The 17,176-nt window shown below is 44.4% G+C and carries 18 protein-coding genes and 1 pseudogene; 4 read left to right on the forward strand and 15 right to left on the reverse strand.

From position 1 onward, the window contains the following. Positions 1-276 precede the first annotated feature (276 nt). The gene (locus AC0YOB_RS37260; protein WP_475797052.1) at positions 277-465 is read left to right on the forward strand and encodes a hypothetical protein; all 189 of its coding nucleotides are present in this window, start codon (positions 277-279) and stop codon (positions 463-465) included. Positions 466-584: 119 nt separating this feature from the next. On the opposite strand, the gene AC0YOB_RS37265 is transcribed toward AC0YOB_RS37260, so the two are convergent. Then, on the reverse strand, positions 585-1,913 hold the full coding sequence (locus AC0YOB_RS37265) for an outer membrane protein assembly factor BamB family protein (RefSeq protein ID WP_475797053.1): 1,329 nt from the start codon (positions 1,911-1,913) through the stop codon (positions 585-587). A 252-nt stretch (positions 1,914-2,165) separates the two neighbouring features. Between AC0YOB_RS37265 and AC0YOB_RS37270 the strand changes: the two genes are divergently transcribed. Further along, positions 2,166-2,609 carry a hypothetical protein gene (locus AC0YOB_RS37270; RefSeq protein ID WP_475797054.1) on the forward strand — a complete coding sequence of 148 codons (444 nt, stop codon included), beginning with the start codon at positions 2,166-2,168 and terminating at the stop codon, positions 2,607-2,609. A 271-nt stretch (positions 2,610-2,880) separates the two neighbouring features. Here the strand turns inward: AC0YOB_RS37270 and AC0YOB_RS37275 are convergent, their stop codons facing one another. The 13 genes and pseudogenes from AC0YOB_RS37275 to AC0YOB_RS37335 all read right to left on the reverse strand — a co-directional run bounded on the left by AC0YOB_RS37275 (position 2,881) and on the right by AC0YOB_RS37335 (position 12,926). Then, positions 2,881-5,142, reverse strand: a complete 2,262-nt coding sequence (locus AC0YOB_RS37275) for a M56 family metallopeptidase (RefSeq protein ID WP_475797055.1) — start codon at positions 5,140-5,142, stop codon at positions 2,881-2,883. After that, the gene (locus tag AC0YOB_RS37280; RefSeq protein WP_475790839.1) at positions 5,139-5,516 is read right to left on the reverse strand and encodes a BlaI/MecI/CopY family transcriptional regulator; all 378 of its coding nucleotides are present in this window, start codon (positions 5,514-5,516) and stop codon (positions 5,139-5,141) included. Before AC0YOB_RS37280 ends, AC0YOB_RS37275 begins: the two co-directional genes overlap by 4 nt. A 173-nt stretch (positions 5,517-5,689) precedes the next feature. After that, positions 5,690-5,866 carry a hypothetical protein gene (locus tag AC0YOB_RS37285; RefSeq protein ID WP_475797056.1) on the reverse strand — a complete coding sequence of 59 codons (177 nt, stop codon included), beginning with the start codon at positions 5,864-5,866 and terminating at the stop codon, positions 5,690-5,692. Between the two features lie 323 nt (positions 5,867-6,189). Continuing rightward, positions 6,190-6,813, reverse strand: coding sequence for a VanZ family protein (locus tag AC0YOB_RS37290; RefSeq protein WP_475797057.1), 624 nt, complete (start codon positions 6,811-6,813; stop codon positions 6,190-6,192). A 622-nt stretch (positions 6,814-7,435) separates the two neighbouring features. Beyond that, positions 7,436-7,939 carry an SRPBCC family protein gene (locus tag AC0YOB_RS37295; RefSeq protein WP_475797058.1) on the reverse strand — a complete coding sequence of 168 codons (504 nt, stop codon included), beginning with the start codon at positions 7,937-7,939 and terminating at the stop codon, positions 7,436-7,438. Next, positions 7,939-8,283: an ArsR/SmtB family transcription factor gene (locus AC0YOB_RS37300; protein ID WP_475797059.1), complete on the reverse strand. Its 345-nt coding sequence runs from the start codon at positions 8,281-8,283 to the stop codon at positions 7,939-7,941. Before AC0YOB_RS37300 ends, AC0YOB_RS37295 begins: the two co-directional genes overlap by 1 nt. Positions 8,284-8,305: 22 nt before the next feature. Next, on the reverse strand, positions 8,306-8,641 hold the full coding sequence (locus AC0YOB_RS37305; protein WP_475790834.1) for a DUF1801 domain-containing protein: 336 nt from the start codon (positions 8,639-8,641) through the stop codon (positions 8,306-8,308). 440 nt (positions 8,642-9,081) lie between these two features. Next, on the reverse strand, positions 9,082-9,477 hold the full coding sequence (locus tag AC0YOB_RS37310; RefSeq protein ID WP_475790833.1) for a hypothetical protein: 396 nt from the start codon (positions 9,475-9,477) through the stop codon (positions 9,082-9,084). Positions 9,478-9,656: 179 nt separating this feature from the next. After that, positions 9,657-9,824, reverse strand: a pseudogene (locus AC0YOB_RS37315) (export ABC transporter ATP-binding protein); the annotation flags it as partial. 275 nt (positions 9,825-10,099) lie between these two features. Continuing rightward, positions 10,100-10,609: an AAA family ATPase gene (locus tag AC0YOB_RS37320; protein ID WP_475797060.1), complete on the reverse strand. Its 510-nt coding sequence runs from the start codon at positions 10,607-10,609 to the stop codon at positions 10,100-10,102. Between the two features lie 69 nt (positions 10,610-10,678). Further along, positions 10,679-11,557: a Cof-type HAD-IIB family hydrolase gene (locus AC0YOB_RS37325; protein WP_475790831.1), complete on the reverse strand. Its 879-nt coding sequence runs from the start codon at positions 11,555-11,557 to the stop codon at positions 10,679-10,681. Positions 11,558-11,838: 281 nt separating this feature from the next. After that, positions 11,839-12,354 (reverse strand): P-loop NTPase family protein, encoded by a 516-nt coding sequence (locus AC0YOB_RS37330; protein WP_475790830.1) that lies wholly within the window; start codon positions 12,352-12,354, stop codon positions 11,839-11,841. 233 nt (positions 12,355-12,587) lie between these two features. Continuing rightward, a complete protein-coding gene (locus tag AC0YOB_RS37335; RefSeq protein ID WP_475797061.1) occupies positions 12,588-12,926 on the reverse strand; it encodes a hypothetical protein in 339 nt (112 codons plus the stop codon). A 489-nt stretch (positions 12,927-13,415) separates the two neighbouring features. On the opposite strand from AC0YOB_RS37335, the gene AC0YOB_RS37340 reads away from it, so the two are divergent. Further along, complete coding sequence (locus tag AC0YOB_RS37340; RefSeq protein WP_475797062.1) at positions 13,416-14,525, forward strand: hypothetical protein; 1,110 nt, start codon at positions 13,416-13,418, stop codon at positions 14,523-14,525. A 540-nt stretch (positions 14,526-15,065) separates the two neighbouring features. On the opposite strand, the gene AC0YOB_RS37345 is transcribed toward AC0YOB_RS37340, so the two are convergent. Beyond that, positions 15,066-15,641, reverse strand: a complete 576-nt coding sequence (locus AC0YOB_RS37345; RefSeq protein ID WP_475797063.1) for a hypothetical protein — start codon at positions 15,639-15,641, stop codon at positions 15,066-15,068. A 912-nt stretch (positions 15,642-16,553) separates the two neighbouring features. On the opposite strand from AC0YOB_RS37345, the gene AC0YOB_RS37350 reads away from it, so the two are divergent. Next, positions 16,554-17,147 carry a copper amine oxidase N-terminal domain-containing protein gene (locus AC0YOB_RS37350; protein WP_475797064.1) on the forward strand — a complete coding sequence of 198 codons (594 nt, stop codon included), beginning with the start codon at positions 16,554-16,556 and terminating at the stop codon, positions 17,145-17,147. Positions 17,148-17,176 lie beyond the last annotated feature (29 nt).

A 17,176-nucleotide genomic window follows, 5' to 3' on the forward strand; every position in this document is an offset into this window, starting at 1 on the left:
CTGGCTATGACAAATGAAGAAATAGACCGCCCTTTAGCAAAAGGTACGCGGTCTATAATGAATTTCTTCGTTCACTGCTCAAATTATATCGAGTTTCATTCTCAAATCGCAGACTCTTCCTGAGACAAATCGATGTTCTCCAGCAGCCAGCGGGAATAGCAAATCCGCAATTGCATGTTTCAATATTTGCTCCCGTTAGCGGAGAAAAGGTAGCAATGTTGTGGAACTATGGGCAGTACTTAGGGGTACCGGCAATATTTATGAGAGAGAGTTTTCATGAATCCAGTCATTGGCCCGGATATTTCAAAAGGTAAATGTGATGGACAAGTTTTCTTAGACAAAGGCCAGCCCTTTGGACACCCCTTTTGTATTCAGCATAAACAAGATGGGCTTAAGCAGCTTCTAGACGTTATTGCCAACGTGCAGATGAAAGCCGAAAAAGCCCCGATTGTTATTTTAGAATAAACGGGACACTATCACTAAGCCGTTATCCAGTATTTAGAGGAGCGCAGCATCTTATTCTTACGGTCGCCGACTTCTCCTGCACGACGCCGTCGACAAACAGGCGCCAAGACGGTTTTCGGTTATTTCGGCAGCTGGATGCCGTAAATTTGATTCCCTTTCCAGATTAAGGCGGAGTTGCTATCGTACATAACGGGACCGTAGCTTCCGTCGGATTTAAGCGATAGCGTTGCCTTTAATTGGCCGGTTATCAGGTCGTAGAATTCGACGATGCCGTTATCTTTTTCCCTGATCACAATTCTATTGGCAACGGTGAGCCTGTCGCTGCCTTGCGACTCTTTTCCCCAGCTCATGATTTCGCCTGTTGCAATGTTGAGAGCCTTCAGGTCGCCGCCCCGCGTATCCCCCAGGAACAGCATGCCTGCAGCGTAACTCCCCGTCATATAATAATCGGCCGCAAGCGGTATCGTACGCAGCGGCGCTTGTCCTTTCGAATAAGCAGAGAAATTATAGACGCCAATCGCTTTGCCTTGATTGATGTATATCCGGTCATATGCAAGAACCGCATCCGATGCGTACGGCGTCGTCTGCACTTCCGACTGTGGAATGGTCCAATTATAGATAAGGGAACCCGCAACCTTCCCCGATTGGATATCGATCTTGTCGATCGTGACATGACGCTCGGAGGCATCCAGATCAAGCGGCATGTTCTCCACAAGCGAATAGAGATTGGAATTGGTGTTAAGCATCGAAAACAAATGGCCGCGATGCTCCCAAAGATGCTTGCCCGTTCGAATATCATAAGCCTCGAGATTCCCGGAAATGTACGCGCCGTCCGCTTCGAAGCCTCGAATCATCGTCGTTCCCGACACCGAGACCGTCACGTTCGGGTCTCCGACCCCTTCATCCGCCGGGTGGAAAATTTTGGTCAGGCGCTTCCCACTGTCAGCGTCGTAGATCTCCGTCACATGCGACTTTAGAACAAAGACGTAACCGCCGGCCGCTTGCACATGTTCGTTCTCTTCATAGCCGCCGGTTTGCGCTGTCCATATCGTCTTCCCCGACCAGGATACGGCCACCAGCATGCCGCCGTTGGTCACTGTATAGATGTGATCGCCTTCTTGGTCGCTCCATGTCGCCAGAGCCGGCTCCAGATAGGCTCCGAATTTCCATATCCGCTTTCCGGTTAACGTGTCGATAGCGAGAAGCTGGCCTTCCTTCATCGTGAGCAACGCTGCCCCTACTTTGATCGCTTGGTCGCCTTTGTTCTGATATCCGCCAATGTTTTGTGTCCATTCGGGATGCAGTTCCGGCGCACTCGACGAAACGGCACTAACGTCCCAAGGCGTTTGAGCTGCATAAGCGGGCAGTCGGCCCGGCAGCATGAACTGAGCCAAGACGCATGCGCTTAACAAGCAGACCGACAAGCCGCGCTTTGCTTTCCTATTCAATTCTTTTCCTCCCCCTATCCTCATCTTGCCATCCGGCGCTTAATAAGTAAGACGCAATGAATGAGCAAAAGTTACCATGAGATATTGGAATAAGTTGGTATATGGTAAAATGATACTATAATTTATTAAATGGGGAGATTTATCTATGAGTAAGATATTTAACCATGTCGAACAATGGCTAGGTCAACGTCACTGTTGGCTTCAAGATGCTGAATCACGTATTATCAAGAATAACTACACCCTGTCGAGCATATGAGAAGAACTATACTGCTATTAGTTGTATTGGTTGGAATTATTTCTATAGGGTATCTGGTGCTTACAACTAACGAAAAAACTAATAATAACACTGAAACTATTGAGCAGAATATTATAAAACTAAAGAATGAAAATCGTACTGCAAAATTCGCTGATCTTACTCCTTTTGTCTGGGATAAGGCTTTTATAATTGAAGATCCTTTTTTCAATGAAGAAGCTCTTGATAAGATTGTTGGGGTTAAAACTAATTTGGATAGGTTAGAAACTGATATTAAACGTAGAATTATTTTTGTGAATGAAGGGAAATTTGTTTTCGATTACATTTATGATATAAGAGAATTTATGTATAAAAATGCTAGAACAATAGAGCTAACAAAAAATAGTCCCATTCTTGTAGAGAATGGAACTATTAAACCCATCGTCTTAAAAATTGAACAATGATAATATTTTTGCTCTATCTCACAATCAGTGCTTGACAGTTAGACCAAATCCGATGACGATTGCATTCGATGAATGCCCGCTATTTGGGAGGCTCCCTCTCGGGAGCCTTGCTTACACATCGAAAGATGATCCGAACGACTCAAATCAACCGATCTCAGCGCATCTTCACATAGTTTGCAAACACGACGCCAAGAAATGACGAAGGGATATATCTGGATCAACAAGCAAGCTAGCAATCTTCAAGCGTAAATCATGCTTTGTTATTTCCTGGTCATTCAACGGGAGCGAGTACTAGGGCGTTAAGGTTTTCTTCCTGATGTTTGTCCACCCCATAGAAATGAGCCGTATAATAAACACCGTTTTGCTGCCACACGTAAAACGTTTGAGTTTTGAACTTCAATCGATTGCTATCGGAATGGACAGGCTTCGTATAGATATTATCGTTATCCGCATAGGCGGTAATTCCGATCCCGTTCATCTCCAACTTGCGCAGGACCGACAGCCTTTTCACGTCCACAACAGGTGCCTTGCTTTGATAAAACTCAATACTGTCATTTAGTTCATACAGAGGAGAATTGAAAGGAACTCGATATGAATTCCACAAAACATCCGTGTCCGGTCTAAAAGGGAACTTGGTGTTCTGATCGTCATCCTGCATCAGAGATGAATCGGAAAGTTTAAGACCATAGTCTGAGACATCCACCGGAATCTTTACTGGAAAGCCAAGGATACGCTTCGCTTCCTGCAGGTCCGTCTCGTCATATAAAGCGAATGAATTGCCCTCACCTTTATAGTTGACATGTTGAACTTGGCCCGGCGAAACAAAGGATTGCACGACTTTCGCCAGTTCATCCCGGGAAAGATCATTGCTATAGAAATTGATCGCATACATGACACCGTTATCCTGCCATACAAAGCTTTTGGCCGTTTCAGGTTTTTGCTTGGACCAGATCTTGGTAGTAGTGTACATAACACCATTAATATTGCCGATTGTCATGTCTTCATGCTTGTCGGATGGCGCGCGGTCCAGCGCTTGGGGATACGGGGCACCCCACAAAAAATTATGCTCCAGCAGCGTGCCGTTTCCTTTGGCAGCATCCATCTCGAAATAGTGTTCGTCTTTCTGGCCAAAGTTGGATACGAAAGTGATGGAGACTGAATTAATCAAGTCCGCTTTATGTGCTTTCGCGAAACTCTCGCCCAAATTTATATTTTCCAATTGATACCGTTCAGGCATATAATCAGGTACTTTGAATTCAAACTTTGAAAAAGTGATTGCCCGTTTCAGGTTATTAAACCATTTGTACGAGGGAATCAGTCTGTTGACCTCAAATTGGGCAACCGGATTCTCTTCCCTCGGACTCTCCGCCCGGGAGGAGGCGTTTGATTCGACTTTAGCATTGGTGAGCAAAACTGCGCCCAAGAGGAGGATCAACACAACAGCCATGGCAGACAGCTTGTATGAACCTTGTTTGAACTTCGTGATCATGGTAACTCTCCGTTTCGTTTCATTCTTGTTGTTGAAAAAATAGGAAAGATGAACCCGCGGCGAAGAGCTTCGGGAAAATAAACGCGACAGCATAAGAAGTGTCATGCCGTAGGAAGAAGATCCCCGCTCGCCCAGCAACTCAAGCACAGCCGCATCGCAGGCTATTTCCCGATCCGAGGCCATTTTGCGCCGGGCCAGCCACACGAAAGGATTAAACCAATGCAGCCATACCGCTAACGTCCACAAGGAATTGAACCCTAAATCCTTGCGTTTATAATGGGCCAGCTCGTGTAAAAGAACATGCGCCAGCTGCCGGGAATCGGCGATTACAGCAAAATCCTCCGGCAAATAAATTCTCGGCTTTCTCACTCCGTAGATGCAAGGGCTGTGAAAACCGCTTATCTCATACACCGGAATGATTTGTTTGATTCCGAGTTGTTCACTGCACGCTTTAAGAACGGAAAGCACCTCTTCGTCGTCGATCGGACGGGAGTGCTTGAGTTGTTTTCTGAATCTGAGCGTCACAATCAAATAATACATCCCAAGTACGGCCAAACCTCCAAGCCATATCCATAAACCGACTTTAAGTATATTGGACCACAACTGTTTTTTCTCAACGGCAGGAGGAAGAGAAGTTGCCCTTGCTGAAACAGGTTCTTCAGGCTGCTTTGCCGATAAATTGGAAGGCAGGTTTTCTTCTGTTCGTTGCGGCCAAGGCGCCTTACCGGATGCCAAAGCAGCAGGAGAGGAAGACCCGTTATCCCCGCTCTGATTTACGGATCCGGAATGGTCGGCCGGACGGCTTTGAACGGTTGTCCATTTGTCGGCTGTCGCTTGCGGCACCAGATTAAACAAACTGATGGAACTCGGCGGACCGACAGGAATAAGAAGCCTAATTAATACAAGGAACCATAAGACGTAAATGAATCTGGGTTTCAGCCGCACAAGGAACAGCAACCGAATGCCGAGCAGCAGCAAGACGATTACCGACGATGCCAACGATGTGTGCAAGATAACGGCGAACATCGTTTTCATGATGATCATGATTTTTTCTTCTCTTCCAGCAGCTGTTGGAGCTCTTCGATATCTTTCTCCGAAAGAGTCTCTTCCTCAAGAAATTTCGCAAAAAGCATGCCTACGGCACCGTTATAAACCCTGTCCAGAAAGGATCGGTTCTCGGTTTTTAAGTAATCTTCATATGAAACCAACGGATAATAGAGATAATTCCTGCCGGACTTTTCGAAACGGATCGCATTCTTCTTGTGCAAGCGGTTCAGAAAGGTTTTGATTGTCTGATCCGACCATTGCATCTGCTCCGTCAGCTTGATAATGATCTCATTAGCGGATAACGGCTCTTTCTGCCAAAGAAGCTTCATGACTTCAAGTTCGGCATCGGTAATGTGAGGGGGATTATTCATAGTCTTAACCTCTTTTCAATCCCAAACTTTTCGTTTACATCTGTAAACGCTATTTAAAATTTACACATATAAAAGAATATTGTCAACCGGAGAGATATGTTGTATTCGTTGATGGCATGAGATGGAGGGATGTATATCTGTCGGCGTAATTGTAAGGAAGTTCTTGCCGCCCGTCATCCTGTTTCCTTCGCCATTTCAGGGTTTCCTCCAAAAATTTCGCCTGAAAGAATATAAACAAGCCCGTCCGTTGATCCAGACTTATTATTAATCGCATTAACAGTATTATCAATAATCCCTTTTTCATGATGAAGATATTTGATGATGTTGTTTACATCTACTTTCTCTAACATTATTTATCCCCTTAAACAATCGATTAGATGAGAATCTGTCACTTAAATAGTTTGCACCGACTTCATATGCCTCGCTGCGGACCGGCGTTATACCGGATTGCGCGAGTTACTGCATAAAACCGGAATTCCATATCGCCATATCCGAGAACATAAACAGCGCGAGGACGAAATAGAGAATATTGAGCAGGATTTCAAGGCCGACTAGCCTTACTGTCCAAATCTTTGCAAAGAAGCAAAAAAGGAGCTGCCGCAGCAGCTCCTTCGTCAATACCTTGATTAAGCCATCGTGATCCGTTAGTTTAACTAACGATGTGGGTTGTCTGCTAACCTTGTTGTCTAAAAGCCCAATAAATCCCTCTGTCATAAAATTTGACGCCAAAGAGTCGGATTAGAGCAATGATCAGAAGACCTACCAAAATCCCCGTCACATTGGTCATCACATCCACAACATCCGTGATACCCAGACGAAAAACAAATTGAGAGAGCTCAATCAGCAGGACCAAAGCCAATCCCGCGAACATTGTCCGCCAGAAACCTCGCAACAGCAGATAAAGCATCCAACCAATAGGAATAAAAATCAGAATATTGGCCAAAGTTTCTGCATTAGAATTCCAGAAGACCGCCCGCCACTGCAGATTAACCCCGGCAATGCCATCACCGTAAGTCTTGAAAAGAATAAAAATCATGCTACTTAGAAAATATACGATGACTTCCAAACAAACAAACCATTTGTAAAAGCGCCCACGGCAAAGCTGGTAAATATTAGCCGCAAAAACCAGATTGGTCAAAAGAATGAGAGCCGTGGCTGGCCAGATACTACCAGTAGCAGCCACTCCAAACATAAGCCTGAGCAAATAGCTCCCAAAGCGCCCATAAAACCACAGATAGGCGCCCAAAAATGGAAGAAAAAGAATAGTTGTCAAAATAAGTGCTGTTCTTTTAGTCATAACTTATTCTATGATATTGACGCTGCACTTTCAATAAGGCACTTTGCTACCTGCCTTTCACTTCAACAAAAGAGCAGCCGATCATGTGCTGGCTGCTGTCGTGTTGCTTTAAACTATAGTCTCTGTTAGCATAATTTACTTCTCCGGGCAAGAAGAAGAGGAACCCCCTGGCATTCTCGCCTCGTTCCTGGTGTTTGAGCTCTCGTACCCGTTAGCTCAATAATCTTTAGTTTGATAATGGGAATTTGAGGTATCTTGATTGTATGTAATAAACACGCTCGAACTCCGATTCATAATAACCAACATTATATTGTGTTATATCTATGAGGTCCCTGAATGTATTTGGAAGCTTGGAATTCATCATTATAAAATCAAAGTTTACTGGAAATTCCTGAGTGTCAGGATTAGGTGTGTGAATGTAAACTGCATCAGCTCCAGTATCTTCCTCATGGACACACCCTCCATCTCGAACCACAAATACTTACTTCCCTTACGGGGGACTTGCACCTGTACGTCTGCCAGCGGACGATGTAATGTTCAGTACGCTCGCCGCAGATAGAGGCAAACGAAAAAGCCCCGGAGTAATTCCCCCGAGGCTTCCGTCTCACCGATTTGTGTCTGCTTACTGTTGACTAGCCAGGTAATTGGCAAGTTCCTCGAACGTGCCTTCGAACCCTTGTGCAACCATCGGTGCCATCGCGTCGAATGCTTCCTGTTCCTCAGCAGAAGCATTGAGCGGTCCGCCCTGCAGCGTCAAAACCGTCGTTCCCTCGTTTTCTTCGAGCGTTAGAATATTCAGAATCTCAAGCGGCCAGTTCGGATTGAACGGGGCGCGAACGGTGTTCCCTTCTTCATCGGAAAAGGATTGGACCCATACCAGTTTCTCCGGCGCCTGCACTTCCTGGTAAACGAACTTGCCCCACATGGCGTGCTGCCCATCCGGAGACTTCTGGCAGCCGAGGAACATACCGCCTGGACGGACGTCCATTTTTGCTACATCAAGCGAGAACCCCTGAGGCCCCCACCAATTGCCAAAATGCGCCGGATCGGTCCACACCTTAAAGACCAGTTCACGAGGGGCGTTAAACTCACGTTTTAATAAAAGTCCTTGTTGTTGGTTGTTCATTAGATTTCCTCCTTGAAATTTAGGGATGAACCTGTTCTTTTCAAATGAATGAGATAATCGGATAGACGGTCAAAACGTTCTTCCCACATGCCGCGAAACGATCCAAGCCATTCATCCATTTCAATTAAGGGTTCCGGGCGCAGTCGGTAGATTCGCCGGTTGGCGTCCGCCCGTACTTCGACAAGACCTGCTTCACTCAAGATTTTCAGATGTTTGGATGCCTGGGGTTGACGAAGGTGCAACCGATCCGCGATGTCCCCGACCGTAAGCGGACCTTCGCGCAACAGTTCGATGATCTGCAATCGGTTGGGTTCCGCGAGCGCGTTCAAGGTTGTCGTATTCATTGGCCCCTCCCGATGATTTCTGTTACAGTGTGCTGGAGGCTTGCTTCAGAAGGCCCGACAGCAGGGCAAGATCCGGAGTGTCCCCTTCCCGCAATTTGATCCACTTCCGTTCGGCAGGTCCTTCGAATCCCTTCGGAAAGTCGATGCCGTTTGCATTCATGATCATGAACGCAATGGCGTCCTTTGAAGGCGAAATAACCGCTGCATACTGTCCATTTTTCAGAAAATGCGGTTTCTTGTACTGAATGCGTTCTTCGGCTTCCGGAATCGTCCCATGAATCATGTCCCGCAGGGTTGAACTGAATCCCCCCTGCCATTTTGGCAAATTTTCGATGTAGGCCGTAACTTCCTGATTCACTTTATTTTCCCTCCTATTTGGATAGTTCATTGCTTATGGAGAAAATATACCACTTCCGGAATATTCCCGTCAAGGAATATATAAATTTTTCCTTTATTTATGCCGGTTCAACCTGAAACATGAACAACCTGAACTTCTCCCCCCGCGTAGTGCCCGGACTTCTGTAAGGCTGCCACGTTGGAGAATTGGAAATCGGGTATAATGAATTTTTCCATGCTAACCTGCCAGATACTTCAATGGAACAGGGAACAGCACCGCGGCGTCTGCTCCCTGTTTCTGGTTGAACCATAGTACCCGTTCGCTTAAAGATGTTCGGCGATATCTGCCTTCTCTACCACATTCTCCACCCATTGAACTTTGTTTTATTAAATGGCATGAAAAAAAGTAAATGGTTGGGAGAACAAAAGTGTAAAAAGATAAACCATTTGGTTTTTTTCTATTCAAGTTTTGACCACCAATTTATTTTTATGGGAATTTTTGTTTACCCATGTAGGAATCCAAGCGATGGAAATTCCAGTGACGAGTGCATGAATCGTGTTAGCTACATCTGTGATGTGCGGTTCTATAGGAATTGCCCAATCATACCATGAAAGCAATAGTGCAGTCCCGATGGTGATCATACTGTAATAAATAACAGGTCTAGCAGTTTTTTGCCGTAATTTACTGTAAATAAGTGCACCAATTACATTTACAATAATGGACACAATGAGAATCGAAACAGGATTTAACTGTACAAAGCTGACCTCCAACAAACTACACAAAATATAGTATAGGATAATACTGAGACCACCAGCTACAATTCCAACAACAAATCCTACCTTCAAATTGTTTTTCATTCTGTCTCCTACTTTCTTAATTGAATTAAAGTAGACTCGAAATGTATGATTAAAATAGGGGATTAGCTTATTTTCTTACATATAGCTTCGAGTATCCATTATTCCTGCCAAACTTATAGACGGCTATAATGCCCACCGTTGGCTCATCCATTATGAGCAGCTTGGCCGATGTGTGATTGCATTTCCTGCGGTACAATCCCGATGTTCATCTTCGCAAAATTACCGTGTTTAGCAATACTCTTGCCAAGATCTTCGATTTCACCCTTGGTGACCCGGAGCTGAGAGACAATCAAGTTAATGGCCAAATCACCAAATTTCATAAGCTGCTTAATTTCAAGTCCGTTCATGCGTAACACTCCCGTTTCGTCTTTAGGATAATGTAATTGTAATAAAAAAGGATGCCCCTGTGACAGTGCACAAGTTCATCCTTAACCCCTGAGAATCTTCCTATTTAAACTCATCTTATCCGTGAGGAATTAAATATAGTGACACTGAAGCCTCTTGAGCGATCGACGATAATCGTGCCATTAACTGACTGCAATATCCTGCCCGTTAGCGCAGTGGATGGGACTATTCGTATCCTGGTGCACCGGTGTATTGGCTGTCCGTGAGCGACCATAAGTTACTGTCGTTGGCGTTTATTTCCTTCGCTTTGACGGACGATCTCGTCAACGACGTGCTCGATCGGTGCGGTGGCGTCGATTATAATTCCGTTTTTCGGAATGTCTTCTTTCGTTTGGTGCAATCGCGCAATGAGTTCCCGTTCCGTTTTCTTTCCGCCCCATTCATTTTCCGGTCGCTCGTCAAGCCGCCGGTTCAATGTGTCAAGGTCGACCTCGAGGACAAACACGCCGTCAAATAGATCTATGAATTTTGAAAAGTTCCTGGAACCACCACAGAAAAATGTTACCGCCTCATCCTGGTTGGCGACCAAAGCTTTTACTTTATCTACATGCCAAATGTGGTGCTCGTGCGTGACGCCATCCGTCCATGTACCAGTTTCCGGATCGCCTTGATAAGCCAATTCACGGTCACCATTAATGGCATGGTAGCCGCGCCGCTGCAATTCTTTGCAGACCGAAGTTTTGCCGGTGCCGGAAACGCCTTCAATCAGATAATTCCTAATGCCCATGGCTAGACCCTCCATTCAACTGGATAAGCATAATATATTGGATATGTCTATCTGCCGCTAAACTCCCCGTTACTTCAATAATCCAAAGAGGATCTGCCCCGCGGCAAGCTCCTCACTAACGTACCCGTTAGTTGAATCATTATCAGCAAGTGATAACACCACTAATTTCTCAATTGCAACAGCAACACCATCGTTATCATTTGAATCGGTTACGTGGGCTGCACAATTTTTTAGTTCAATTATCGCGTTCTCCATTGCGATCGGAAATCCGCACATTTGGAATAGTCCTAAATCGTTAAAGTCATCCCCGAATACCATTACATTTTCTGGCTTCACCCCGATATCATTAAGCACCCATTGCACGGCATCTTCTTTTGATGCTGATTTTTGCATGATTTGAACCAATACCCCTCCATCGGTTGCGATTACGTTCACATGGTCGCCGAATTGCTCTATTATATCCCTCCATGTGATGTAACCTTGAACCAATATTTTGGTTGGGGAGAGTGAACTAATAAAATCGTTATCAATAACCTGGGGTTTCGGATCATTCGAACGGAGTCCGAATTGAGCACGCAACGATTCGGGAACTGGTTTACACGCATACCATGAATCATTAACCTCGTAAGAAATTAACGATTGAGGAGCATGTAACTCGATGAATTTGTTAATCTGTTGGCTAATCTCATTTGGGATACTAATGTGCCGCTGAATTTGCTTAGACTTGCATGTTACTAGAGCACCATTGTAATAAACCAAGTAGTCTACAAAAGGAAAATTCTTCACAAATTGATTAGCCGCTCTAGGCGGTCGCGCCGTGGCAACAATAATATGAATTCCAGAATCAAAACATCTTTTAACCGTCTGATAATTTCTAGGTGATATGGATTTGTCACTGCCGAGCAATGTTCCGTCCAGGTCTAATACAATTGCCTGTATGTCCGACATCCGCATCTCTCCTCACAAGTAATTTTTCCAATAATAACCTGATTGTTACACAAGCCGTACGAAAGCTCGAGAATCTTGGTTTTCAAGTCGCTCTTTCTAATTCGGAGGCTTCTTAACTTCCTAATGTTTCACTTTTGGGTTTGTGCTAAGAGTAATTTTCGGGGTAGCTTAATGAAGAATGGAGCAGCTGCCGCCGGCAAACTGCTCCAAAATGCGTTCAACTAACGTTTCCCGTTAGCGTAGCAAAACACTCTCTTTATTATTTCGAACAATCCAAAAAACTAAAGTGCTCTTTTCATCGACTTTATAACTTGCTTATTGCTTTTAAACTTTTGTACTTTGTTGTCAAACGGAAATAACATCTGATCAATTAACGGCTTTCGATTGGAATCAAAGTTATGGTTCCATTTTATCATCTCATACAAGTTCTCAATTGTTTGATTGTAATTCCCTGTCTCGTGTTTAAGTTTTTGTTTTATATATCTCTTTATCATATGTATATCTCGTATGTACACATTCGTTTCCAAGTAGATGATTATATCGGCTAGCTCAAAACTTCGCTGAACCCATTTATAATGGACACCCTCAATAATCCATTTTTCCTGATTCAGAATATCATTAAGAATTCCGTCACGAACTTCTGGAGGATTTCGTGTGTCGGATTCTTCTCCCCTACTCCAAACAACATTATCAAGTTGATAATGGGTAATGTTAAGTTGTGTCGACAATTTCTTGCCTAAATATGTTTTACCACTGCCTACTTCTCCGATAATATGTATTCTTTTGCAGTATTCCAATCCCAGCCTTCCTCCTTAAAATAGTCCTTTTTATCTGTGTCATATGGGGAGCATAGTTTGCAATTGCTAAATATACCAAACCAAAATAGTAATGTTCCGGATTATATGAAAGTTGGCCCAGCTATTAAAAATGATCTTCTTATGGCTTTCCAGCTCTGTCCCTTTATAATGACTAAATCACCTCCATTGTGATTATCCCAATATTACCACAATACGCTTCATTTTCCTTCTCATTAGTTACTTTGCATATCTTGATTCGGACCAAACGACAAACCAATGATCTTTTTGTTATCCATATCGTACAAGTGAAGACTTCCGCTTCCAGCCCATGGATTTGGATCGGTCTTATTATATTGGGTTGCTCTCAATGAATGAATAAAATGATTAATTTCTGTCTTGTTCTCTGTCTCATAGAGCAAGCCGTTTCCTCCGTGTCGATATTCAATCTTTACGACATCACCTGGTGCAATTTCATCAAATCTAAGCGAACCCCTTGGAAGTAAAAACGTGTACAGTAACACCATGCCAACCGCAAGAGTCAAAATAACACTTGCTAATATAGGTTTTCGCATACGGTTCCCCCCTGTTTAATTAAACGATAAAATTGGGGGAGGTTGCATAAACCAGCCCGTCAGCGAACAAAGGCAGCCGATCGATCTCTTGGCCGGCTGCCTCATTTTTGTATAGCGCTAACGTACCCGTTAGTGTAGTCACTTTGAGGATGTGCGCGACATTTCAAAAAATACTACATGACGCGCCTTTCAATTAGGTTCCTTAAAAGGACGATACATCACATTACCTCTAAGGGTCGCTTCGTGTTACGGACCAAACGTTTGCGGCATTCATCAGGTTAAATGATTGCCTTCGGTTTTGTGGGATAGCCAGGGTGATAGTCGACCATAACCAGTGCTTCGCCACTCCTTATCTGTGAATATTTACGGACCCGGTGTTCGGACAAGCAATGTTTACAAGTTCGATATACAGCCGATATGTTTTGGATATTATGCGCTTCTATACTGTGTTTATGGAGATCGAATCCAATGCTGAAGGGCGGATAACAAATGAAAAACAATGTAAAAAAATCAGTGGTATCGTTGATGGTGCTGGGTATGACGGTATCGGGCGCTGCGGGCGTATATGCAGGATCGAATATGCAGAAAATTACAGCATACCTGAACCATGAAGTTGGCATCACTGTAAACGGATCGGCATTTACGCCGATGGACGGCAACGGCAGCAAATTGACGCCGATCACGTATCGGGACACTACTTACCTGCCGGTCCGGTCGATTGCGGGTGCGCTCCATGTTCCGATCGCGTACGACGGCAAAAACCATCAGATTCTCATTGGGTCGGCGCCAGTGGCGAACGATGAGCTGTCCAACTTGACGTACAGTGCCGCACAGGTCGATGCGATCAAGAAAGAATTCGCAAAATTTCAGTCTTTTGAAACGGCGTATGCACCGACGCAAATTGCCAAGGGCGACGTATACCTAAATGCGGCTGCAACCGATGACGGCGTCAACTTGGTGTTCAGCCATATGATCGTCAACGTCTCTCCGCGGGATTACTCGGACGGTTATGAGAGCAAGGCGGTTTCGCTGTCCAACGGCACCAAGGCCAAATGGTACACGCCAGTAGACACCGCAATGCTGAGCTTTAAGCTGGACGACCGGACCATCACGATCAGCTCGCCGGATCATGCGTTGAACAGCGCGCAAATCGAGAAGGTGGCGGCCAGTGTAGCCAAGATCCTGATTGGATCGGCTCCGGTGGCGAACGGTGAGCTGTCCGGCTTGACATACAGTGCCCCGCAGGTTGGTGCGATCAAGAAAGAATTCGCAAAATTTCAGTCTTTTGAAACGGCTTATGCACCGACGCAGATCGTCAAGGGCGACGCATACCTAAATGCGGCAGCCACCGATGACGGTGTCAACTTGGTGTTCAGCCATATGATCGTCAACGTCTCGCCGCGGGATTACTCGGACGGCTACGAGAGCAAGGCGGTTTCGCTGTCCAACGGCACCCAGGCCAAATGGTACACGCCAGACGGCACCGCGATGCTGAGCTTCAAGCTGGACGACCGGACCATCACGATCAGCTCGCCGGATCATTCGCTGAAGAGCGCGCAGATCGAGAAGGTGGCAGTCAGTGTAGCCAAATTGCAGTAAACGACCGATTCGCCTGCTCCACATTTATGAACGACTACTGAAGGCTACCCCGCCGGTAGATTATCACCGGCGGGGTAGCCTTCCATTTGTTGGATGAAACTATCGCGTGTGCGGCCTGCTCCCCCAATGACTTCTTCCTCTTAGCCAAGCCGAGGGTGAAATCCTGTGAATTCCTGAGTCAGAATTAGAAAATTAAATCGTACCGAGAGAGTTGAACGGGCCGTCAGCCAGCGTCATGACACTAACGTACCCGTTAGCGCAATGATAAGTTAGGAGAACTCAATCTGTTTCTTGTCTATCTCGTTAATTTTTCCAATATCCGATGTGCCGACCGATACCCCAACTTCAATTTCCAGATATATCCTGTTGCGCATGACTGCCTGTTACTTCAGCAAATAAAAAAGGAGCTGCCGCGGCAAACTCCTCACTATCGTTCCTCATTAGTTCAATTATCAACATACCAGTTGAACGGTTTCGTTATCGTAAAAGCTCTCAATAGTCCAGTTTCCACCTACCGTTACCAGATAAACGATTGTCCGACTATTCCTTTTCTTGCGCAAATGTAGAACCATACCACTCAACGATCCCCCATTTGCGGATTATTTCTCGAGCTATGTCAGATGGCAGCTTACTCTCAGTGTCTACAATCACATTCTCCAATTTCTTTTCGGCGAGTTCCTTAGTGAGTTGGGTTGAGCGCTGTAGATGCCAATTTAGTGAATCGATGGTCTTTTCCCTACCACGTATCCGAGCGTGGTTGACTTCAAGCGATGCAACAAGGCGTACGACGAATATATCCGCTCCTGGTACTGATAATCGCATTTGTTCCAGATGCTCTCTGCTTTCCATGACGCTTGGGATGATTAGACACTTGGCCCCAATAGAGCGATAGTTATTCCAGACAGCAGCAAGATTTTTAAACCCAAGCTCCATGTTGAAAGGATCTTCTCTTGGCGCAGGAAAGGCATGCCTTACATAATCAAGGTCGACTACCGCATGCGGAAGAGTATAGTCATGCCCCAGAATTTCTGATATGGCATCTGCGGTACTCGACTTTCCAATGCCAACAGGTCCAATAATATTCAGTACGGGAACAACCTGTTCCTGCGTTTTCATAGAATCAACTCCAGTATTTTTGTATGCTGGTAACTATCCTTCCCATAATCAAAACGTGGAAGCCGATCAATTGCGATATCCTCGTCATAAAGGTTTGTTAAACTATCGTGATCCGTTAGATCAATAAATTAATTTATTTGGAAAAAGACGGAAAAACCGTTCTTTATGGTAAAATCTAAAGAAAAATTCTTTTAATAAGGGGTGACAAAGAAGTGGGTGTAATAAGTCTCTTTGGCATTGTAGTCATAGTGTTATTTGTATCTCTTGCATGTTTTTTGTTCGTCCTCATTTTTAAGAATATCAAGAAGAAATGAGTTGTTTCTGTGTTAGGGAAAATATCAATCCCTTGGTTAAGAACCTCAAATGGTTCAAGACTTTTATATGTCTTAACTAAGACAAAAACTCCTCATAGTCAAGTATTCTTGTAAATTCATTCCGTGGTTCGATCCCCTCCAAGTGATATCTTACTTAATCAATTATATACCGTTATTAAACTAATCTGCTTCATTATTTCAAACAAAAGCAGAAGCAGCTGCAGCGGTAACCTGCTCCTCGTTATTACACTATCGTACCCAGTTAGCATTCCTGTAGAGCGTAAAATTTTCACTTTGCAAAAAAACGAACCTCGGTGCGCTGGTAGTACGCAACCGGGCATGGCCCTCTTAATCCCATCATCCAAGAGGATGCTCTATTATGAAGTTCAAATCGCATGACAAACATTTTATTACTATCATGTTTAATATTAGGTAATAAAATTTAAACATGGTGAACAATTTGCGCAACAAAGGTAAGGTAATTTGTGTTTAAGAAAAGGAGGGATGGCAAGATAAATTGACGATATAACACTAAACTGTTTGATCAGAAAAGATTTATTTGAAAATGCTTATTAAATTAAGTAAGGAGGCTGTAATAATGTTGAAAAAATCTGTATTCACAAGTTTACTTTTGGCGGTCATGGTCTTTTCTATTGGAAGTATGGTATCAGCGGCAGATTTGTCGATTAGTTTGAATGTGAATGGGGAGAAACTGACGGATCAAAAACCTGTCATTATTAATCAAACTACAATGGTACCTATTCGGACAGTTTCTCTCCTTCCCGATTTTAGCGTTGATTGGGATAATAAAGCAAAAACAGTCACCGTTATAAATAAGACTTCCAAAGAAGTCCTCAAGCTTACAGTTGGGAAAAAGGAGGGCATGCTAGGCACAAATAATGTGACAGTTAGTGTGTCTCCACGAAATATTAACGGCTCCGTCTATGTACCTTTGCGTTTTATTGGAGAATCACTGGATGCCTTTGTTACATGGGATACGGAAACGAAAACTGCCGTGATTTATAACGCATCCAGTGATCTTGACATCGAGAGCCAAGATATAGCAACTGCTCGACAAGCAGTTCTTGCTCTGCCAAAAATCAGTTTGCAGGAACACCTTGGTTCTACCCCTGACATCCGTACAACGCAGTATTATTTCCCATATGGCCAAACTCAAAATTCTTTATCATAGAAGGGGACTATACTCGGTATTATGAGGTT

This window comes from Paenibacillus sp. JT31N17 (assembly GCF_056269255.1).